Genomic DNA, 15566 nt, shown 5'->3' on the forward strand with positions numbered 1-15566 from the left:
ACGACATCGAGGGTCAGCGACCGCTCGACGCCGTTGTCAGCCGATACCGGTGCCTCAGTAGCGCAGGTTGAGCTTCATCCACGCGGTGCGGCCAGGCTCGTTGATGCGCACCGGATCGGCCGGATAGCCGAAGGCGCTGTTGCCGCCCAGGTTGAGGTGCTCGCTGTAGGCGCGGTCGAACAGGTTGTCGATGCCCGCCGTGAGCTGCAGGCGATCGCTGAAGCGATAGCCCCCATTGAGCGAGAACACCGCGAAGCCCGCGCTCGGCCCCAGGTCGCGGCCGACCACATTGCCCTGCGTGGTGCTGACGCGGTCCTGCGCGGCCGCCACGCGCCACAGCGCGCCCCACGACCATGACCCGCGTTCATGGCTGACCGACAGGCGCGCCTCCAGCGGCGGCATCTGCGGCAGCGCCGTGCCGGTATCGCGGACTTCGCCCCAGGCGTAGGACGCGGCGCCCGACAGTTTCCAGCCCTGGGCGGGGCGCCAGTCGATGCCCGCTTCGCCGCCGCGGATACGGGCGTCCACGTTGTGTGCGCGGGTGGTGCTGCCCATCATCCCGGTGGTGTAGTCGAACAGGATGAAGTCCTGCCCGCGGCCCGCGTACAGCGAGGCCCAGGCGTCCACCTTGGCGCCGTTGAACTGCAGGCCGATGTCCAGCTGCGTGGTGCGCTCCGGCTGCACGCCGGCAAAGGCGTTGGGCGCACCGACGGGGCCGCGCGTGGGCGAGAACAGCTCCCAGTAGTCGGGCATGCGCTGCGTGTGGCCGAGGCCGGCGTACGCACCCCAGCGGCCGCCCATGTCGTGCTCGTAGCGGACGAACGCACTGGGCAACGTCTCCCGGCGGACCCTGCCGGCGGTGGGATTGGGCATCGGCATCATGCCGCCGGTGCTGGCGCGCAGGTCCTGCGCTTCGGCGCGGTCGACGCGCACGCCGCTCATCACGTGATGGGTGTCGGTGATGTGCCAGTGCGATTCGGCGAAGGCGCCCCAGCTGTGGAACTTGGCGTCCACGCCCCACGGCAGCGCGAGGTAGGCCCCCCGCCCGCTGACGCTGCGCCTGCGGTGCCGGCTGTCGCGCAGGTCCACGCCTGTGGTCACTTCCCAGCGCCCGGACTGCCAGGTGGTGGCGACGCGGCCGCCGCGCGTGCGGTGCGCCACGTTGCTGGCCATCGGCATGGGCATGCTGCCGGTGGGGTCGGGGTCGCGCAGGCTGTAGTTGTCCATCACATGGTCCACGTCATTCTGGTAGACGTTGGCGACCACGGCATCGAGCACGCCGCCGATGTGCTTCTTCTCGAAGCGCAGGCCCAGGCTGTCGCGGCGGAACTGCGCGCCGTCCATGCCGCGGCCGGCGTAGCGCGCCCGGGCGTCGCCGATGCCGGCGCTGAGTTCCAGCACCGTGTCTTCGTCGGGCGTCCAGCCCAGCGCGGCGTCTGTATTCCACTTCTTCCACGCCGACGGCACCCCGTCGCCGTTGCCGTCCCGGTAGTCGTCGGCCTCGGAACGGTTGGCGGACACGCGCGCATAGCCACGCGGCGTACCGGCGCTGATGTCCAGCACCTGGTCGTTGCGGTCGCGGCTGCCGGCCAGCAGGCTGCCGGTGGCCTGCACGCCCGGCTCGGCGAAGTACGGGATCTCGCGCTCGAAGCGCACCGTGCCGGCGGAAGCGCCGCCGCCCCACAGCACCGTCTGCGGCCCCTTGACGACGATCAGGCGGTCGTAGGTTTCCGGCGCGATGTACGACAGCGCGTTGTCCATGCGCGAGGGACAGGCGCCGCTCATCGCGCCGTCGTTGGTCATCAGGTTGATGCGCGAGCCGAACATGCCGCGCAACACCGGATCGCCGTTGGTACCGCCGCTGCGCAGCGTGGCGAAGCCGGGAATGGTCTTCAGGTAATCCGCTCCGTCGCTGGCCGGCACCGGCTGCCGCGGCAGTTTGGGATCGGTGACGAAGGTGGTGGCCATGGCGGGCGCCACGCCGACCACCACGATGCCGTCCAGCGTGGTGGCGGGCATCGCATCGGCGTGCGGCGCGGCGTGCGCTTCCTGTGCATGCGCGATCGGCATGTTCGCGAGCGCGCCCAGTAGGGCCATGCACAGCAGATTACGGTTCATGACGCTTCTCCTCGTGTGATGCCGCCATTCTCACGACGCACCCTGGAGCGCGGATGCGACAGGGTGTCGCATCGATGCGCGCGCTTGACGTGAGTCAAGCCCCTGCACGAATCCGTGCGTTCGCGCCCTTCCGATTGATTCAGATCAACGAGGCGCCGTGCGTGCATTTCCACCATGGCCGCACACCCACCGATGATCGACCGAGGAACGCACCATGAAACGCCTGTACCCCTCCCTGCTCGCCTGCGCACTCGCGGCGCTGTCCGCTGCCCCCGCCTTCGCCGGCGAACAGGGCGGCCGCATCACGCCGGCCGGCGAAACCATCCACGCCGTGATGACGGCGCCGCCGATGGTGCCCCCGCCGATCACGCGCAAGACACCGGCCCATGTCGTCGTCGACCTGGAGATGATCGAGAAGGACATGCGCATGGCCGATGGCGTGACCTACAACTTCTGGACGTTCGGCGGCACCGTGCCTGGCAGCTTCATCCGCGTACGCAAGGGCGACACGGTGGAGTTCAAGCTGAAGAACCGCCACGACTCGCACATGTCGCACAACATCGACCTGCATGCCGTCACCGGCCAGGGCGGAGGGGCGGAAGCCACGTTCACGCTGCCGGGGCATGAAACGCAGTTCTCCTTCAAGGCGCTGAACCCCGGCCTGTACATCTACCACTGCGCGATGGCGCCGGTCGGCATGCACATCGCCAACGGCATGTACGGCCTGATCCTGGTGGAGCCGGAAGAAGGCCTGCCGCCGGTGGACAAGGAGTTCTACGTGGTGCAGGGCGACTTCTACACCGAAGGCGCGTACGGTGAACCCGGCCTGCAGCCCTTCAGCCTGGAGAAGGCGATCGACGAGCATCCCACCTACGTGGTGTTCAACGGCTCGGTGGACGCGCTGCAGGGCGACAACGCGCTGACGGCGAAGGCGGGCGAAACCATCCGCATGTTCGTCGGCAACGGCGGTCCCAACCTGGTGTCCAGCTTCCACGTGATCGGCGAAATCTTCGACAAGGTCTACACCGAAGGCGGCAGCAAGTACCAGGAGAACGTGCAGACCACGCTGATCCCCGCCGGCGGTTCGGCCATGGTCGAGTTCAAGGCCGACGTGCCGGGCAACTTCGTGCTGGTGGACCACAGCATCTTCCGCACGTTCCACAAGGGCTCGCTGGGCATCCTGAAAGTGGAGGGACAGAAGAACCCCGACATCTATACGGGCCAGCAGCACGACATCGAGTACCCGGAAGCCAAGCCGGCGGCCGGCAAGTGAGGACGGGATGAAACGGACGCCGCCTCCGACCGCCACGTTCCTGCTGCTCGCGCTGGCATCGGCGTTCGCCGTCGCCGGCGACGAGGACAGCGGATACCGGCGCATCGAGGGCGTCGATTTCCGTTCGTCCGTGCGCTTCGAGGAGGACACCCGCGTGGTGCGGGTGCCCTCGTTCGCGCTGATGGCACGGCCCGTCAGCAATCGCGATTTCGCCGGATTCCTCGCGCGCCAGCCGCAGTGGCGACGCGACCGCGTTCCCGCCGTGTTCGCCAGCCCGGGCTATCTGGGCCACTGGGCCACCGCCGACGCACCCGGGCCGGCGCTGGATCCGGACGCGCCGGTCGTGCACGTCAACTGGTACGCCGCCGACGCCTACTGCCGCGCGCAGCAGGCGCGGCTGCCGCGCTTCGTCGAATGGGAATACGCGGCCGCCGCCGACACCACGCGCCGCGACGCGCGCGCCGATGCCGCATGGCGGATGCGCCAAGTCAACGACGGCACGCCGCATGCCATCGATGCGGCCGCGGACGCGCCGGCCAATGCCTACGGCGTCCATGGCCTGCACGGCGCGCACTGGGAATGGAGCGAGGATGTCGCCTCGCTGCTGGGCGACGGCGACCGTCGCGGCCAGCAGGACGGCGACGCCCTGCGCTACTGCGGCGCCACGGCCATGAGCTTCAACGATCCCGGCGACTATGGCGTGGTCAAGCGCTTCGTGCTGCTCTCCGCGCTGCCACCCGACGCCACGCTGGGCAACCTCGGTTTCCGCTGTGCCAGGAGCACGCCATGAAGATCGCCTCCCTGTTCCTTTTCCTGCTGGTACTCACCGCGCCGCTGCACGCGCAGCCGCTGCCCGGCGATTCGGTCTACCACCTGCAGGCGGGTACGCAGGCCGCCGACGGGCAACCGGTCGCCTGGTCCTCGCTCCGCGGCCAGCCACGCGTGGTGTCGATGTTCTATACGAACTGCCACCTGATGTGCCCGCTGATCATCGAGAACGCCAAGAGCCTGCAGAAGCAGCTGTCGCCCGCCGAGCGCAAGCGGCTGGGCGTGGTCATGGTCAGCCTGGACCCGGCACGCGATACCCCGTCCGCGATGCAGGACGTCGCGCAGCGCCACCGCGTGCCGGACGGCTGGCGGTTCCTCACGCCCGCGGCCGACGACGTGCGCGCCATCGCCAGCGTACTGGACGTGCGCTACCGGTTCCGCGACGACGGCAGCATCAACCACACCAGCGTGCTCGTGCTACTGGACGCCGACGGCCGCGTGCGCGCGCGCAGCGAGGTGACCGGTGCCGCCGCGGATCCGCAGTTCCTGACCCAGGTCAAGGCGCTGCTCGCCGGGCCGTGATGTCATGGCCCCACACCCACCCACACGATGAACGACGGAGCCACACGATGAAACTCTCCCACTCCTTGCTTGCCCTTGCCCTGTTCGGCGCTGCCGGCATGGCCCAGGCCGCCGGCAACTGCACGGTCAGCCTGAAGGGCGACGACGCCATGAAGTTCGACCTGAAGGAGGCTACCGTCTCCGCCAGCTGCGCCACCATCACCCTCGAGCTGACGCACAGCGGCAAGCTGCCGGCCGCGGCGATGGGCCACAACGTGGTGGTGTCGAAGACCGCCGACCTGGCCGGCGTGGCGCGCGACGGCATGAAGGCTGGCGCGGCGGGCGCCTACGTCCCGGCCGGCGATGCACGCGTGATCGCGCATACCGCACTGATCGGCGGCGGGCAGAAGACGAAGATCACCTTCCCCGGCAAGAAGCTGACCGCAGGCGGCGACTACAGCTTCTTCTGCAGCTTCCCCGGCCACTCCACGCTGATGAAGGGCAAGCTGGTCGTCACCAAGTAACACCGCTACTGCGCCGCCTCCGGGCGGCGCAGTACATTCCGGAGTCCGCGCATGGAATACGTCATCCGCCTGGACGATGCGCCCGCCGACCTGGAGGCGATCGAACGGCAACTGCTCGATCTCGATCCCGCCGCCCTGCTCGACCGCGACGCCGCGACCGGCACGCTCCGCTGCTCGACCAGCGCACTCGCCGTGGAACTCATGCTTGTGTTCGCCCAGGCCGGCCATCGGCTCGCGCCCGACGCCATCGAACGGCTGCCGTCGGTGTGCTGCGGCGGCTGCAGCGGCTAAGGCGCACCACGCGCGCTCACGCCAGGCAGGGCAGCTCCACCGACACCGACAGGCCGCCCCAGTGCGGCGACTGCGCCAACCGGATGGTGCCGGCGTGTGCCGTGACCACTTCCTTCACGATCGCCAGGCCCAACCCACTGCCCTCGTGGCGGCTGCCCAGCCGGCGATAGAAGCGATCGAACACACGCTCACGCTCGTCGTCGGGAATGCCCGGACCACTGTCGTCGACCGACAGGAAGGCGCGGCCATCGGCCTTCCACGTGCGCACCTCGACGGTGGCGCCGGCCGGCGCATAGCGCGCGGCGTTCTCCACCAGGTTGCGTACCAGCAGGCCGAGCGCGATTTCGTCGCCCGACACCAGCACCGGCTGCAGATCCAGACGCAGGGTCTGGCCCCGTGCATCGAGCAGTGGCCGGGCGGCATCGATCTCGATGCCGGCCAGCGCGGCCAGGTCCAGCCGCGTACGTGCCACCACGCGTCCCGTGCTTTCCGCGCGACTCAACGACAGCAACTGCGCCACCAGGCGTTCGACGCGCTGCACGCTGGCGGTCAGCAGCTGCTGGGACGCTTCGCGTTCGCCCTCGTCGCCGGCGTGGCATGCGTTGTCGGCATGCACCTTCAGCGCGCTGATGGGCGTGCGCAGTTCGTGCGCGGCATCGGCCACGAAGGTGCGCTCGCGCGCCAGGGCGGCATCCAGCCGTTGCAGCAGGCCGTTGATCGCGTCGACCAGGCCACGCGCCTCCAGCGGCACCTGGGCCGGATCCAGCGGCGTCATCCGCTCGGGATCGCGCTGGCCGATCTCGTGCGACATGCGCCGCAGCGAGCGCGTGGCCAGTGCGACGCTCCACCAGACCAGCAGGGCGATCAGCGGCAGCGACAGCAGCAGCGGTAGCAGCGTGCCGCCGGCGATGTCGCCCGCCAGCTCCTCCCGGATGTCGGTGAGTTCGGCCGACTGGAACCATCGTCCGTTCGGTGACCGCAGGGTGAACGCGCGCCAGTGCGCGCCATCCACCACCACGTCCTCGTATCCGGCCTTCAACGTCGCCAAGGGCCGCGCCGGCGCGCTGTCCGAGCGCAGCAGCAGCCGACCCTGCGCGTCCCAGACCTGGAAGGCCAGCTTGTTCTCGTAGGCATGGCCGTCGTTGAACGCCAGCGCTTCGCCCACGCCGTGCGCCTGTCCGTGCCAGCCGCGCAGCACGATCGGCTCGCCCGGAAACGCGTTCAGTTCGCTGAGCGGCTCGTCGACCAGGCTGACCAGCACGCGGGTGGACTGCACCAGGCGGGCATCGAACATCTCGCCGGCTTCCTGCAGGCCGGCCCGGTAGCTGAGCAGGCCCGCCGCCGCCATCACCACGGCCAGCGTGCCCAGCAACAGCCACAGCAGGGTGGCGCGCATCGACCTCATGGCGCATCCCCGAGGGCATCGCCGAGGGCATCGCCGAGGGCATAGCCCAGTCCGCGCACGGTGCGGATGATGCCGGGCTCCAGCTTGCGGCGGAGCTGGTGGACATGGACATCGACGGCGTTGCTGGCCACGTCCGCATCCCAGCCGTACAGGTGCCGCTGGATCGCGTCGCGCGCCATCGGACGACCGCGCTGCTCCATCAGCACGCGCAGCAGCGCGAACTCGCGGCGGGTCAGATCGAGCGGCCGCCCTTTCCAGCTGGCGGTGAGCGTGGCCGGATCCAGCCGCAGCGGGCCCGATTCCAGCGTGGGATTGGCGCGGCCGGCGCTGCGTCGGATCAGTGCACGCACGCGCGCCAGCAGTTCGGCGGTATCGAAGGGCTTGCCCAGATAATCGTCCGCGCCCACGTCCAGGCCGAGGGTGCGGTCAGCCGGGCGCTCGCGCGCGCTCAGCACGAGGACCGGCACGGCATCGCCGGCGGCGCGCAGCTGACGGATCACCTCGATGCCGTCCATCCGCGGCAGCCCAAGGTCCAGCACGACCAGGTCGAAACCGCCGCCACGCAGGGCCAGCAGCCCGCTGGCCCCGTCCTGCACCCAGTCGACGGCGAAGGCGCCACGCCGCAGCGCGGTACGGATGCCTTCGCCCAGCGACAGATCGTCTTCCACCAGCAGGATGCGCATGCAGCCAGTCTGGTGGCCGTCACCTCAGTGCGCAAGGTGCGCCGTCACGTCCTTCAGCTTGGCCTGCGCCTCCTGGCGACGGCCCGCATCGGCCACCTCGCGGCCGGGGCGAGCGGGGGCCGCCAGCGCCTTCTGGAAGGCCGTGCGGGCACCGGTCCAGTCCTTCTGGTCGCGCAGGAAATCCGCGTAGAAGTAGTTGGCGTCGATGCCGTCCGGATCAATGGCCAGTCCCTTGCGCAGCATCGTGCGCGCGGCCGCATCGTCGCCGAACCCCAGCGGCCAGCCGGGCACCTGGTAATACAGGGCGCCCAGGCTGGTGTAGGCGGCACCGTCCAGTGCGTTCGCGTCCAGCTTGATGGCCGCCTCGAAATCCGCACGCGCCCGCTTCACCAGGCCCAGCGCGCCCATGCCGCCCTTCTCGCCGGCCAGGCTGGACAGCACGATGCCCTCCCAGATCAGCGCCGCGGCATCACGCGGAGTGGCCTGGCGGATCTTCTCGGACTGGTGCAGCAGCTCTTCGAACGCCGCTTCCCGCTGCGGCTTGGGCAGCTGGTAGTTGATCTGCGCCCAGCGGTCGCGCACCTGGTTGACGCTACCCGTCGCCGGCTCGCCGGCCACGGCGATGCCGACCAGCAGCGCCGTGGACATCAGGATGAGGAAGAACATGGATTTACCGCGGGGGCGCTTCATGGGGAACGTGCTCCGTCGTGGACAGGGGTGACCGTCGCGCATGCTTGCGGACGGCGGGAAGGCGGGACCGCAGGCTGCGGTCGACAAGGCCCGGCAGCAGGCCGTTGAGACGGGCGAACAGCTTCTCCGGCCAGCCGATCTGCATGCGTGCGGTGCCGCGTTCGATGGCGCGGACCAGGTGGCGTGCCACATCGGCGGGCGCATCGCTGGCGGTCTTCAGTTCGGCGTTCAGGGCGTCGACGGCCGGCGTGTTGAAGGGCGTGCGCGTGGCACGTGGCGACAGGTACTGGAAGCGCAGCGGCGTGTCGGCGTACTCCCGTGCCAGGGCTTCGGTCAGTCCGCGCAGGCCGGACTTGCTGGCGCTGTAGGCGGCGAAGCCGGGAAACGCCAGGCTGCCGAAGGTCGAGCCGACCACGACGACCGACGCCGGCGTGTGCGTGCCCAGCACCGGCAGCAGTGCGTGCACCAGCAGCATGGGCGCCACCAGGTTGGTCTGCACCAGCCGTGCCATGTCTTCGGGGGACTGATCGGCGAACAGGCCGAACGCGCCCTGGGCATGTGCCAGCACCAGCACCGAGGGCGTGGGGTTGGCCGCGGCCGCGGCACGCACGACCTGCGCGCGTCCTTCGTCGGTGGCGACATCCGCCGCCACCCACGACAGGGCACCCGCGGGCAGGTGCTGGGCGAGCCGGCGCAACCTGCCTTCGTTGCGGCCCACCGCCAGCACGCGCGCGCCCGCGGCGATCAGGGCCGCGCACAGCGGCTCGCCGATGCCGCCGCTGGCGCCGGTCACCATCACCGTCCTGCCGGCCAGTTCCATCATGCCGCCTCCGCCAGGCGGGCACCGCCGTCGCGCAGCGTGCGGAAGATGTCGCCGTACAACACGTAGAAGCGGCGCGCCGCGTGCACGATGGCGGCCTTGTCGTCCTCATCGTCGATGCGATCCATCAGGCGCTTGAAGAAGCCCACATGCTCGATGTCCAGGTCGCCGTGCGAGAGCAGATAACTGAAGGCGTTGCGGGGAAGGTCCAGCGAGGTCTGCAGCGTGTTGGCGGCGCGCGTGGCGAGCGCGACGCTGGTGCCTTCCAGCACCAGCACCATGCCGAAGAAGCCGACCGGATTGCCGCGCTGGATGGTGTCGTAGGCGTAGCTGACCATCAGTTCGGTGGCGAGCGAAGGGGAAGACGCCTCCGCGGCGGCCCGGTCCTCGCCGCAGGCGGCGATGTCGTCCAGCACCCATTCGTGGTGCCCCATTTCCTCTTCGATGTACTCGCCCACCGCCGTGCGCAGCCACTCCAGCCGGGCCGGCAGCCGCGCCCCGCAGGCCATCAGCAGCGGCACGGTATGGCGGACGTGGTGGAAGGCCTGATTGAGGAAAGCCACGTAGTCCTCGCGCGCGATCCGGCCCGCCAGCGCGGACTGGATGATCGGGACGGACAGCAGGCCGTTGCGTTCGTGCGCAGTCTGCGCGACCAGCTCATCATGGAAACTCATGCGGCAACTCCGGAGGGGGATACGTTCGGGGGGCGGCGGTAGCAGGCGTCGACCTCGGCCTGGTAACGGCCGAGGATCGCTTCGCGGCGCGGGCGACCGTTGGCGGTCATCAAGCCCGCGTCGGCGGTGAAGGGGGCGCCGGCACGCACGAAGCGGGCGACGCGTGCGTAATCGGGCAGGCCCGCGTTGATGTCGGCCAGCGCACGCGCGAGACGCGCGTCGTCGATGTCGGCGCGTCGCGGCACCAGCACCGCGACGTTGTCCGCCTGGGCCTCGCCCCAGACCACGGCCTGGGCGATGGCGGGATGCGCCAGCAGTTCGCTTTCGACCCACTCCGGCGACACGTTGCGGCCGAACGCGGTGATGAAGACGTTCTTGCGGCGACCGGTGATGTGCACGTAACCCTCGTCGTCCTGGTAGCCGAGGTCACCGGTGCGGACAGGGCCGTCCGGCAGCGGCTCACCGCCGAGATAGGCGAGTGCACGCGCGCCTTCGACCTGGATCTCGCCCTCCACGATCGAGATGCGGGCGTGCGGCAGCGGACGGCCGACGCTGCCATCGCGCGTGGCCTCCGGGCGGTTGAGGCACACCACGGAGCCGCATTCGGTCAGACCATAGCCTTCGAAGACGGGCAGCCCGAGCGCGCGAGCGCGCTGCAGCAGGCCCGGCCCCACGCGCCCGCCACCGACGGCGATGTAGCGCAGCGATGCGGGGAGCGGCGCGCCCTGCTCGGCCGCCATCACCAGCGCCAGCAACAGCTGCGGCACCAGGATCACGCTCTCCGGCTGGTAACGGTGAAGGCAACGCAGCAGCGTGGGTACGTCCAGGCCGGTGGCGCCGGTGTAGCCGATCTCCGACAGCGATGGCAGCGCGATTTCCGCATCCGCCAGCAGCGTCGCGTACAGGCCCGCCACGTTCTCCAGCAGCGTCGCCAGCGGCATCAGGCACAGGTGCCGACGCGGTGCCACGGCCGACGCGGCGTCGACCAGCGAGCCTGCGACAGTGAACAGGGTCTCCGCGTCCAGGCATACGCCGCGCGGACGTCCCGTGGTGCCGGACGTATAGGTGATGCAGGCCGTCCGATGCGGCAGTGCCGGTCCCGGCGCGTCGTGCGCCGGGGTGCGCCAGTACGCCAGCCGCTCGCCGTCGAGGAACCCGCTGAGCGCCTCCACGCCAGGCGGCATGGCGTCCTCGCGCGCCGTCACCACGCACTGCGCGCCGCTGCTCGCCAGCGCATGCCGCACCTGCGCCTCGGAGAAGAACACCGGCAGCGGCACATGCACGCCCCCGATCTCGCGCAGGGCCAGGTCCAGCACGAACCAGCCGGGTCCATTGTCCAGGCGGCTGGCGACGCGGCGGATGCCGGTCCTGGCCAGCCACGCCACCAGCGCGTCGATCCGTGTCGCCAGCGCGGCATCGTCCAGGGTGCCCTGGGCGCTGATGACGCGCGGCGCATTCAGCCGCGTCCCGCGCAGCACGACATCCATCGGCCGCGTCATGGCGCACCCGCCAGGCAGGCATCCGGGGCGGTGCAGGCCGCCGGCCGCTCCACGCCGCGCAGATAGGCGACACCCTCGGCCAGGTTGCCGCAGATGAGCCGGGGACGCGCGTCGTAATAGCGCCCCCAGTCCGCACCGGCATCGCCCAGGCGCTCGGCGCGCGCTTCGGCCAGCTCCAGCATCGGCAGGCGCAGCCGCTCGAAGGCGGTGCGCAGCTGCTGCGTGGCGACCAGCAATACCCAGTCCATGCCGGCCACCTGCAGGGGCAGCGCCAGCTGCAGGATCAGTTCGCGTGCGACCCCGGGCGAGGGGGCCGCGAAATTCCCCCCCTCCACCACGCGGCGGCGGTCGACGTGCGCGATGCCCCGCCGTGTCATGGCGTGTTCCACCGGCCCGTCCAGATAGTGCTCGACGAACAGCGGCCCCTCCGCGCCCGCGCGGATGCCCACGGCGGCGGCCAGGCGGCCGTCGCTGTCCCGGTAGGCGATCAGGTGGGGGAAGAAGTTCCGCAGGACCGCGCCGTAGCGGTCCCGATAGACGTCGGCGATGAAGGCTTCCACGGCCTCGCGGCCGGGGTCGTCGCGCTCGACCAGCTGGACGCTGACGAAGCGTCCGGGAAGGGGCGCCAGGGCGATGTGGGGGCGTATCCAGTGCATGGCGGGCATGCTGGAAGCGCCGGATTAAGGCTCGATTAGGTGCGAGTTAAGCGCTCATTAGATTCTCGGCACGAATTCGTGAGAATGGGCACCGCATCATCGTGCAGCTAAATTCCTTCTGAACAGGTGCGTCGAAAGCGCGCACCCTCGCTCGCTGCGGCGCGACTGCACGGAACCTGCAGGGATGCAGCAGAACCCGCCTGTAACGCCGCACAACGCCCTTCCCCGCCATCACGTCCCTGTCGGGTCGTGATGGAAGTGCCGCTTGAACGGCACCTCGCCGTCGCGCCGCGCGTCCAGTTCCTGCGCGTACCGGTGGCCGGCGTACACCGCGTGCGCGATCAGCCCCGGCGCCAGCGCATCACCGATGCAGGCCAAGCTGCGGATGCCGGCGTCCGCCCATTCCGGCTCGCGTCCCTTCAACGCCTGGTAGAGCGCATCGTCGGGCAGGCGGGCCGTGACCACCACGATCGCGTCGCAGTCGAGCGAAGAGGCCGCGCCGCTCCACGCGTGCTCCAGCGCGAGCGTGGTTCCCGTATAGCCGGTGACCAGGTGCGATACGCGCTGCACGACGCCCAGCTCGGCCATGCGCCACTGGATATGGCGGTAGTCCAGTGTGTTCGCGCTCCACGAGGCGATGGTGTCGTCCGGGGTGAGGTACGTTACCTCGCAACCGCGCAGGCGCAGCGCCTCGGCGACCACGCTGGCGGTGTAGAAGTAGTCGTCGTCGTAGACCACCACGCGGCCCTCGGGCCAGCGCCCGTCCATCAGGTCGTCCGGGGTGAACACCTGCGCGTTGTCGGCGAAGTCGGCGATGCCCAGCCCGTGGCTGCGCCCGAACCCGTCGCGCCGCCAGTGGCATCCCGTGGAGATGACGACGTGGTCCGCACCGAAGTCGAGCACGTCCTGCGCGGTCAGCGCGGAGTCGAGGTAGGTGCTGACGTTCGCCAGCTTGCCGATCTGCCCGAGCCGCCAGTCGCGCACGCGCGCCCATTCGGCCAGCCCCGGCAGGCGCGCCTCGCGCGTGACCCGCCCGCCCAGTTCGCGCCGGGCTTCGGCCAGGTGGACCTCGTAGCCGCGCTGGCCGAGTGCGCGCGCCGCTTCCAGGCCGGCCGGCCCGCCACCGACCACCAGCACGCGGGCGTCGCTTGCCTTGGGCGCGATCCGTTCCGGGTGCCATCCCTTGCGCCACTCCTCGCCCATGCTCGGGTTCTGCGTGCAGCGGATGGGCGAGATCGTCATGTCGCCGGAGACGCAGATGTTGCAGCCGATGCATTCGCGGATGTCGTCGACGCGGCCTTCCTCGATCTTGCGCGGCAGGTAGGGGTCGGCGATGGACGGCCGCGCGGCACCGATCAGGTCGATCACGCCGCGGCGGATCTGCGAGACCATCGTATCGGGCGAGGTGAAGCGGCCCACGCCGACCACCGGCTTGGTCGTCGCCTTGCGGACGAAATCGATGAAGGGCTCCTGCGCGCCTTCGCGGGCGAAGCGCGACGGAACCGAATCGTTGTACCAGGCCGCCACGTTGACGTCCCAGAGGTCGGGAAGCTCGGCCAGCATCCCAACGATGTCCTGCGCTTCGGCCAGTTCCACCCCGCCCGGCCCCAGCAGTTCCTCGGTGGCGAAGCGCAGCGCGACGGCGCAGCGGTGGCCGACCGCCTCGCGCGTGTCCTGCAGCACTTCGCGCAGCAGGCGGATGCGGTTCTCCAGCGAGCCGCCATAGGCATCGGTGCGCTGGTTGCGGCGACGCTGCAGGAAATGCATCGGCAGCGACAGGTCGTGCGCAGCATAGACGTAGATGATGTCCATGCCCGCCTTCATGCCGCGCACCGCCGCCTCGCGGTGCCAGCGCCGGTACTCGGCGATGTCGTGCAGGTCCATCGCGCGGGCCTGCGCGGGATAGCCGTACTTCGACGGCTGATGCGACGGTGCCAGCAGCACTTCGCGCGAATACAGGTTGGAGGCGGTGGGCCCGTTGTGCGACAGCTCCAGCGCGGCCAGCGCGCCATGCGCATGCACCTTGTCGCACATCAGCGCGAGCGCGGGGATGTCGCGGTCGTCCCACAGGCGCGCCTCGACATACGGCGTCAGGTCGCTGCTGGGATGGATCTCGCACTCTTCCGTCGAGATCACGCCCCAGCCGCCCTCGGCCTTCACCTCGCGCATGGCCGCGTGCGCCAGCGGCATCGCATGGCCCATGCCGTTGCAGTGCGGCACCTGGAAGAAGCGGTTCTTCGTGGTCACCGGACCGATGCGGACCGGCTCGAACAGGATGTCGTAGCGGGGATCACGCATGGCGCGTCGTCCGTTTACGGAGGTGGCGCAGGAAGAAGTACAGCGGAAGGCCCGCCACCATCAGCGCCAGCGCCAGCCAGAACGGCCGGGCGCCCATGCCGATAAAGGCGAATACCGCGTAACCGACGCCGAGCACCGCGGCGACGAGCAGGTCGCGCCCGGCATCGCGCTGCCCGCGCCACCACAGGACGCCCAGCGCCAGCGAACAGCCCAGGTACAGCGGCAGGTTGGCGGCGGTCACTACCGTGCTCAGGAAGGTGAAGCCCGTCACCGCCGATTCGCTGTAGTTCATCAACACCATGGCAGTGGCCAGCAACGCCGTGAGCACCAGCGCGCCGGCCGGCGCGCCGTGGGCATTGGTGCGCGCGAAGACGCGTGGCATCGTGCCGTTATCGGCCATCGTACGCATCATCTCGCCTCCCAGCAGCGTCCAGCCATTGAGCGCGCCAAGCCCACTCACCACCACGAACAACGCGATCCAGCGCCCCATGCCCTCGCCCCCGAAGCGCTCCATCACCAGCGCGAAGGGCGCGCTGGACTGGGCCAGTTCGGCGTAGGGAAGCAACAGCAGCGGCACGGCGGAAACCACCAGGTAGATGGCGGCCGTGATGCCGGTGCCCGCCAGCGTCGCGCGCGGGATGGTGCGCCCCGGATCGTCCACGCGCGAGGCCGGGATGGTCGCCGACTCGATCCCCAGCATGGCGAACAGCGCGAGTGTCGAAGCCGCCATCGCATCGCCCAGGCTGATCGGTTTGGCCGGCGGATACGCGCCGAACGATGCAGGTGAATCCAGCAGCACCCACATGCCCAGCACGGCCACGGCCAGCATCGGCACCAGCTTCATCACCGTTGTCACCACCTGCACGCGACCGCCGCTGCGCACGCCCAGCAGGTTGACGCCCACGAACACCCACAGCACGCCGACGCACAGCCACGCCGGCTGCACCCGGGCGAGCGGCGGAAAGACCGCTGCGGCGTAGCCCACCACGCCCGTGGCCAGGGCCGCCAGCGTGATCCAGTTGGACACCCAGTAGGACCACAGCACCGCGTACGCCGGCAGGTCGCCGAGCGTGCGCTGGACGTAGCCATAGGGCCCGTCGGCCTCCGGCAACAAACGCGCCAGGCGGGCGAAGACACGCGCCAGCGCGAGGCAGCCCAGCACGGTGATGCCCCAGCCCAGCAGCGCGTTGTAGCCCAGCGGCGCCAGCGAGGCGGGCAGCACGAAGATGCCCATGCCGATGGTGTTGCCCACCACCAGCGCGGTGCAGGTCCAGAAGCCGATCTTCCTGCCGTCGCCGGGCTGCAT

The 15566-nt window shown here is 70.1% G+C and carries 15 protein-coding genes; 5 read left to right on the top strand and 10 right to left on the bottom strand.

Annotated elements, in window-relative coordinates; genetic code table 11:
* Nucleotides 1–54: 54 nt before the first annotated feature.
* Nucleotides 55–2118, bottom strand: a complete 2064-nt coding sequence (locus CSC76_RS01070; RefSeq protein WP_162108215.1) for a TonB-dependent copper receptor — start codon at nt 2116–2118, stop codon at nt 55–57.
* A 214-nt stretch (nt 2119–2332) separates the two neighbouring features.
* On the opposite strand from CSC76_RS01070, the gene nirK reads away from it, so the two are divergent.
* Genes nirK through CSC76_RS01095 form a run of 5 tightly spaced genes read left to right on the top strand, consistent with a single transcriptional unit; the run spans nt 2333 to nt 5535 of the window.
* Nucleotides 2333–3391, top strand: a complete 1059-nt coding sequence (gene nirK / locus CSC76_RS01075; protein ID WP_162108216.1) for a copper-containing nitrite reductase — start codon at nt 2333–2335, stop codon at nt 3389–3391.
* A 7-nt stretch (nt 3392–3398) separates the two neighbouring features.
* Nucleotides 3399–4181, top strand: a complete 783-nt coding sequence (locus tag CSC76_RS01080) for a formylglycine-generating enzyme family protein (RefSeq protein ID WP_162108217.1) — start codon at nt 3399–3401, stop codon at nt 4179–4181.
* Complete coding sequence (locus CSC76_RS01085; protein ID WP_162108218.1) at nt 4178–4741, top strand: SCO family protein; 564 nt, start codon at nt 4178–4180, stop codon at nt 4739–4741. The genes CSC76_RS01080 and CSC76_RS01085 overlap by 4 nt, the downstream gene beginning before the upstream one ends.
* 47 nt (nt 4742–4788) lie before the next feature.
* Nucleotides 4789–5244: an azurin gene (gene azu, locus CSC76_RS01090; protein ID WP_162108219.1), complete on the top strand. Its 456-nt coding sequence runs from the start codon at nt 4789–4791 to the stop codon at nt 5242–5244.
* 51 nt (nt 5245–5295) lie between these two features.
* A complete protein-coding gene (locus tag CSC76_RS01095) occupies nt 5296–5535 on the top strand; it encodes a hypothetical protein (RefSeq protein WP_162108220.1) in 240 nt (79 codons plus the stop codon).
* Nucleotides 5536–5551: 16 nt separating this feature from the next.
* Here CSC76_RS01095 and CSC76_RS01100 read toward each other — a convergent pair whose 3' ends face one another.
* The 9 genes from CSC76_RS01100 to CSC76_RS01140 all read right to left on the bottom strand — a co-directional run bounded on the left by CSC76_RS01100 (nt 5552) and on the right by CSC76_RS01140 (nt 15566).
* Complete coding sequence (locus tag CSC76_RS01100) at nt 5552–6919, bottom strand: ATP-binding protein (RefSeq protein ID WP_202923462.1); 1368 nt, start codon at nt 6917–6919, stop codon at nt 5552–5554.
* 17 nt (nt 6920–6936) lie between these two features.
* Complete coding sequence (locus tag CSC76_RS01105; protein WP_162108222.1) at nt 6937–7623, bottom strand: response regulator transcription factor; 687 nt, start codon at nt 7621–7623, stop codon at nt 6937–6939.
* A 24-nt stretch (nt 7624–7647) separates the two neighbouring features.
* Entirely contained in the window at nt 7648–8289 is a 642-nt protein-coding gene (locus tag CSC76_RS01110; protein ID WP_162108336.1) for a tetratricopeptide repeat protein, read from the bottom strand.
* Between the two features lie 4 nt (nt 8290–8293).
* Nucleotides 8294–9133 (bottom strand): SDR family oxidoreductase, encoded by an 840-nt coding sequence (locus CSC76_RS01115; protein ID WP_162108337.1) that lies wholly within the window; start codon nt 9131–9133, stop codon nt 8294–8296.
* Nucleotides 9133–9807, bottom strand: a complete 675-nt coding sequence (locus tag CSC76_RS01120) for an iron-containing redox enzyme family protein (protein WP_162108223.1) — start codon at nt 9805–9807, stop codon at nt 9133–9135. The genes CSC76_RS01115 and CSC76_RS01120 overlap by 1 nt, the downstream gene beginning before the upstream one ends.
* Complete coding sequence (locus tag CSC76_RS01125) at nt 9804–11306, bottom strand: AMP-binding protein (protein WP_162108224.1); 1503 nt, start codon at nt 11304–11306, stop codon at nt 9804–9806. The genes CSC76_RS01120 and CSC76_RS01125 overlap by 4 nt, the downstream gene beginning before the upstream one ends.
* Nucleotides 11303–11962 carry a thermostable hemolysin gene (locus CSC76_RS01130; RefSeq protein WP_162108225.1) on the bottom strand — a complete coding sequence of 220 codons (660 nt, stop codon included), beginning with the start codon at nt 11960–11962 and terminating at the stop codon, nt 11303–11305. The genes CSC76_RS01125 and CSC76_RS01130 overlap by 4 nt, the downstream gene beginning before the upstream one ends.
* Nucleotides 11963–12193: 231 nt before the next feature.
* Nucleotides 12194–14260: an oxidoreductase gene (locus CSC76_RS01135; protein ID WP_162108226.1), complete on the bottom strand. Its 2067-nt coding sequence runs from the start codon at nt 14258–14260 to the stop codon at nt 12194–12196.
* Entirely contained in the window at nt 14253–15566 is a 1314-nt protein-coding gene (locus tag CSC76_RS01140; RefSeq protein ID WP_162108227.1) for an amino acid permease, read from the bottom strand. Before CSC76_RS01140 ends, CSC76_RS01135 begins: the two co-directional genes overlap by 8 nt.

It is taken from the genome of Pseudoxanthomonas mexicana (genome assembly GCF_010093385.1).
Lineage (GTDB): Bacteria > Pseudomonadota > Gammaproteobacteria > Xanthomonadales > Xanthomonadaceae > Pseudoxanthomonas_A > Pseudoxanthomonas_A mexicana.

What these genes read in the sequence shown, in the direction of transcription:
- CSC76_RS01085 (WP_162108218.1), top strand. Translation starts at nt 4,178, where the DNA reads ATGAAGATCGCCTCCCTGTTCCTTTTCCTGCTGGTACTCACCGCGCCG.
- CSC76_RS01110 (WP_162108336.1), bottom strand. Translation starts at nt 8,289, where the DNA reads ATGTTCTTCCTCATCCTGATGTCCACGGCGCTGCTGGTCGGCATCGCC.
- CSC76_RS01140 (WP_162108227.1), bottom strand. Translation starts at nt 15,566, where the DNA reads ATGCAGCCCGGCGACGGCAGGAAGATCGGCTTCTGGACCTGCACCGCG.
- CSC76_RS01095 (WP_162108220.1), top strand. Translation starts at nt 5,296, where the DNA reads ATGGAATACGTCATCCGCCTGGACGATGCGCCCGCCGACCTGGAGGCG.
- azu (WP_162108219.1), top strand. Translation starts at nt 4,789, where the DNA reads ATGAAACTCTCCCACTCCTTGCTTGCCCTTGCCCTGTTCGGCGCTGCC.
- CSC76_RS01080 (WP_162108217.1), top strand. Translation starts at nt 3,399, where the DNA reads ATGAAACGGACGCCGCCTCCGACCGCCACGTTCCTGCTGCTCGCGCTG.
- CSC76_RS01135 (WP_162108226.1), bottom strand. Translation starts at nt 14,260, where the DNA reads ATGCGTGATCCCCGCTACGACATCCTGTTCGAGCCGGTCCGCATCGGT.
- CSC76_RS01115 (WP_162108337.1), bottom strand. Translation starts at nt 9,133, where the DNA reads ATGGAACTGGCCGGCAGGACGGTGATGGTGACCGGCGCCAGCGGCGGC.
- nirK (WP_162108216.1), top strand. Translation starts at nt 2,333, where the DNA reads ATGAAACGCCTGTACCCCTCCCTGCTCGCCTGCGCACTCGCGGCGCTG.
- CSC76_RS01120 (WP_162108223.1), bottom strand. Translation starts at nt 9,807, where the DNA reads ATGAGTTTCCATGATGAGCTGGTCGCGCAGACTGCGCACGAACGCAAC.
- CSC76_RS01105 (WP_162108222.1), bottom strand. Translation starts at nt 7,623, where the DNA reads ATGCGCATCCTGCTGGTGGAAGACGATCTGTCGCTGGGCGAAGGCATC.
- CSC76_RS01125 (WP_162108224.1), bottom strand. Translation starts at nt 11,306, where the DNA reads ATGACGCGGCCGATGGATGTCGTGCTGCGCGGGACGCGGCTGAATGCG.
- CSC76_RS01130 (WP_162108225.1), bottom strand. Translation starts at nt 11,962, where the DNA reads ATGCACTGGATACGCCCCCACATCGCCCTGGCGCCCCTTCCCGGACGC.
- CSC76_RS01070 (WP_162108215.1), bottom strand. Translation starts at nt 2,118, where the DNA reads ATGAACCGTAATCTGCTGTGCATGGCCCTACTGGGCGCGCTCGCGAAC.